The organism is Anaerolineae bacterium, from assembly GCA_014360855.1.
Lineage (GTDB): Bacteria > Chloroflexota > Anaerolineae > JACIWP01 > JACIWP01 > JACIWP01.
On the sequence record JACIWP010000292.1, the window covers coordinates 1 to 3,537 of the forward strand.

The window sequence follows — 3,537 nt, forward strand, 5'->3', positions numbered from 1 at the left end:
GGATTCCTCCATCGTCGTGGGTCTGCGCCTGGTCAAAGAGGGCAAGGCGCGCGCCTTCGTCTCCATGGGCAACACCGGCGCGGTGATGGCGGCCGCCCTGTTCCATCTGGGGCGTATCAGGGGGGTGAAACGGCCGGCGCTGGCCACCATCTTTCCCACCATGCAGGGCTTCTGCCTCCTGCTGGACATCGGCGCCAACGCCGACTGCAAGCCGGAGTACCTCTTGCAGTTCGGGATGATGGGCTCTCTGTACGCCCGACGTGTGCTGGGGGTGGAATCGCCGCGGGTCGGCATCGTCTCGAACGGCGAGGAAGAGGGCAAGGGCAATCAGCTCGTCAAGGATGCCTATAAGTTGTTGAAAGCCAGCCCGCTCCAATTTGTCGGCAATGTCGAGGGCAAGGATATCCCCGCGCACCTGGCCGATGTGGTCGTCACCGACGGCTTCACCGGCAACGTCATCATCAAGACAGCCGAAGGCATGGCCAAGATGATGAAGACTTTCATCAAGGAAGAGCTGTACCGCTCTCCCGTATCCATGCTGGGCGGGCTGCTGGCCAAGGGGGCGTTCGACCGCATCGGCAAACGCACCGATTACAGCGAGTTCGGCGGCGCGGTACTGCTGGGGGTGGACGGCATAGTGATCATCGGGCACGGCCGCTCCAACGGCTGGGCGGTGCGCAGTGCCCTGCGGGTGGCCGCTCAGGCGGTCGCCAGCGGGGTGCTGGAGGACATCCGCCAGGACCTCGCCGCGCAGATGGGCGCGGAAGAGGAAGTGGAAGAAGCCCTCGAATTATGAGGATAAGTGATAACAGAAGGAGCAGCGCGGATTCATCATGGAAGTCGTCATCAACGAGAAGCTGGTCAAACGCGGGGAGATGATCGGCAAGTTCGCCAGCATAGCCGGCCTGCTCATCCTGGCCGGCGGCCTGGTGGCGAGCTTCAAGGAAGAGTACCTCTACCTCACCATGGCGGCCCTGGTCCTGGGCTTCCTGGTCAGCCAGATCGGAAGCTACAACGTCATGCGCTGGGCGCGCCACCCCCGGGCCGATGAAGTGCTGGCCAAAGCCCTCAAAGGAGTGGGCAAGCAGTTCAAGCTCTACAACTATTTCCCGCCGGCCGACCATGTGCTGGTGGGGCCGACCGGCGTCTTTGTCTTCCTCGTGAAACCCCAGGACGGCGAGATTTACTGCACCGGCCGGCGCTGGCGCCAGAAAATGACCCTCGCCCGCGCCCTGCTTTTCTTCGGGCAGGAGGCGTTGGGCAATCCGCCGGCCGACCTGGAAATGCTGATGCAGAAGGTGCGGCAGTTGATCGCCGAAAAGCGGCCGGACCTGGGCGACGTGGTGGTGCGCGGCGCGGTGCTCTTCGGGAACCCGCGCGCCCGCCTGATCTTGGACGAGCCGGCCGTGCCGGCCCTGCGCCCCGACCAGGTGAAGCCCTTCGTCCGCCAGACCGCCGACAAGCAGGGATACCTGACCGGCGAACAGCGCCGGGCTATCATCGAGATATTTGACGAGATCGTGCGCCAGAAAATGCCCCAATCTGCCTGACGCATTGGGGGAAAGAACAGCCAGACCATGAAGCTCAGCCAGTACCCACGGCCGAAAGGGGACAATGGGTGGGGGATTCACTGGTCCCCCAGCACCGTGCACCCCACGGGGGACGCGCTGTCGCCCTGGATCGACGAGCTGGTGCGCATGCACATCAAGTGGGTCAAGGTGCTGGACGATGGGGATGGCTCATCGGTGGAGCTGTGCCGCCGGCTGGTGCGCTACGACATCATGCCCATCGTGCGCATCTACCGCCCCCAGCCCAACCCGGGCCGGCTGAGCCGGCGGGAGGAAGAGGCCATCCGCCGGCTGGTGGACGTCGGCGTGGCCTATTTCGAGACCAATAACGAGCCGGATGTGCCGGCGGAATGGCAGTACGAGCGCCTTCCCCCCGACTGGATCTCCATCGTTGCGGACCAATTTATTTACGACGCCGACCGCATCCTGGCGCTGGGCGGCCTGCCGGGCCTGCCGGCGCTCTCCGTGGGAAGCAAGGCCAACCTCATCGAGATGGTGGTGCGCAAGGGACGGGCGGACATCTTCGCCCGCGGCGCCTGGATCGCCGTGCATAATTACACCCTCAATCACCCGCTGGATTATCCCTATGACCCGGTGCACCAGGAAGGGGCGCCGCTGACGCGCCAGGAATACGAGCGCCACGGCGAGTGGGCCTGGGACGGCCAGCCGCGCCAGCTCATCAACCTGTGGCGCCGGCAGGGCAAACGCCCGGGGAGCACCATCGAGGAAGATTCGGACTGCTGGCGCTGTTTCGAGCTGGCCGACCTGATGGCGCGCGAGGCGCTGGGCTACAGCGTGCCGGTCATCGGCACGGAAGGAGGCGCGGTCATCGGCTGGCGCGACGACCGGCGCTACCCGCGCGTGACGCCCGAGATCCACAAAGAGTGGACGGTGCAGATCAACCGCTTCCTTCAGACGCAGGCGCCGGCCTATTTCTTCACCACCTGCCACTGGCTGTTGGCCAACTTTCGCCTGGGGCATCACGTCATGGGCTGGGAAAGCCAGGCCTGGTTCAGCGACTGGTGGGAATCAGCCTTCGGCATCCGGGATCATCTGCCAGCAGTAGACGCCCTGCGCGACCTGCCCGGCGGCGAGCGCCTCTTTGTCACGACGGACGCGGAGATCGTGGGGCAGGCGGCCGGCCCGCAGGGTCAGCCGGCCCATAACCTCCCCATCCGGCTGATCGCCGATGGCCAGGAGGTGGCGGTCGCCCACACGAACGCGCGCGGACGCTTCCGCTTCAGCGAACTGCCGGCCGGCCGCTACGAACTGCGGGCGGACGATAATCCCGGGGTCGCGCTTCCCGTGCAGTTGGACGCCGGCGCCCGCCAGGAAGTGCACCTCACGATCCCGCACGGCCGGCAGTCCGCCGTGCGCGGCCAGCTCCGCACACCAGGCGGCGAGCCGTGTGCCGGCGTCGAGGTGCGCCTGCAGGCCGGCGATGAGGAGCGCCGCACCATTACGGACACGGCGGGCGCGTTCCGCTTCGAGGCCCTGCCGGCGGGCACGTACACCCTGCGCGCCAGCGGCGGCTGTATCCAGGGCCTCTATCTGGACGGATGGAGCACCTGGGAGGGGGAGATGATCGCGCCCCCACCGCCCCGGACACGCTTCGTGGTGGCTACCCGCCGGCTGTTGGAGCGCGAGGAAACCGCCGGCCGGCACATTTTCTTCGGACAGGTGTGGGATGAAAACGGCGAGCCGCTGAACGGCGCCACCGTGGAAATGGGCTGGGAGAACGCCGCCCCAGGCACCCAGTTCCCGACCGCCATCACCGGCGCAGACCCACGGCACGGCGCCGGCTATTACGAGTTCACCAACACGCCGGGCACCTTTTTCCTGCGGGTGCGCGCACAAGACGCCGAGAGCGAGACCGCCGAGGGGCTGGAGACGGCCGAGGTACCCGGCCGGCGCGGTGAACCAATCTCCTACGAGGTCCATTTCCAGCGGGTGAAGGTCCCCGCCCCAG

The 3,537-nt window shown here is 66.5% G+C and carries 3 protein-coding genes; all 3 read left to right on the forward strand.

What is annotated here, in order from left to right; genetic code table 11:
- The coding region (gene plsX, locus H5T60_12865; protein ID MBC7243320.1) for a phosphate acyltransferase PlsX at positions 1–796 on the forward strand (796 nt) is incomplete at its 5' end.
- A 37-nt stretch (positions 797–833) separates the two neighbouring features.
- Entirely contained in the window at positions 834–1,550 is a 717-nt protein-coding gene (locus H5T60_12870; GenBank protein ID MBC7243321.1) for an NERD domain-containing protein, read from the forward strand.
- 27 nt (positions 1,551–1,577) lie between these two features.
- Positions 1,578–3,537: carboxypeptidase regulatory-like domain-containing protein (locus tag H5T60_12875; protein MBC7243322.1), on the forward strand; the 1,960-nt coding region annotated here is incomplete at its 3' end.

What these genes read in the sequence shown, in the direction of transcription:
- H5T60_12870 (MBC7243321.1), top strand. Translation starts at nt 834, where the DNA reads ATGGAAGTCGTCATCAACGAGAAGCTGGTCAAACGCGGGGAGATGATC.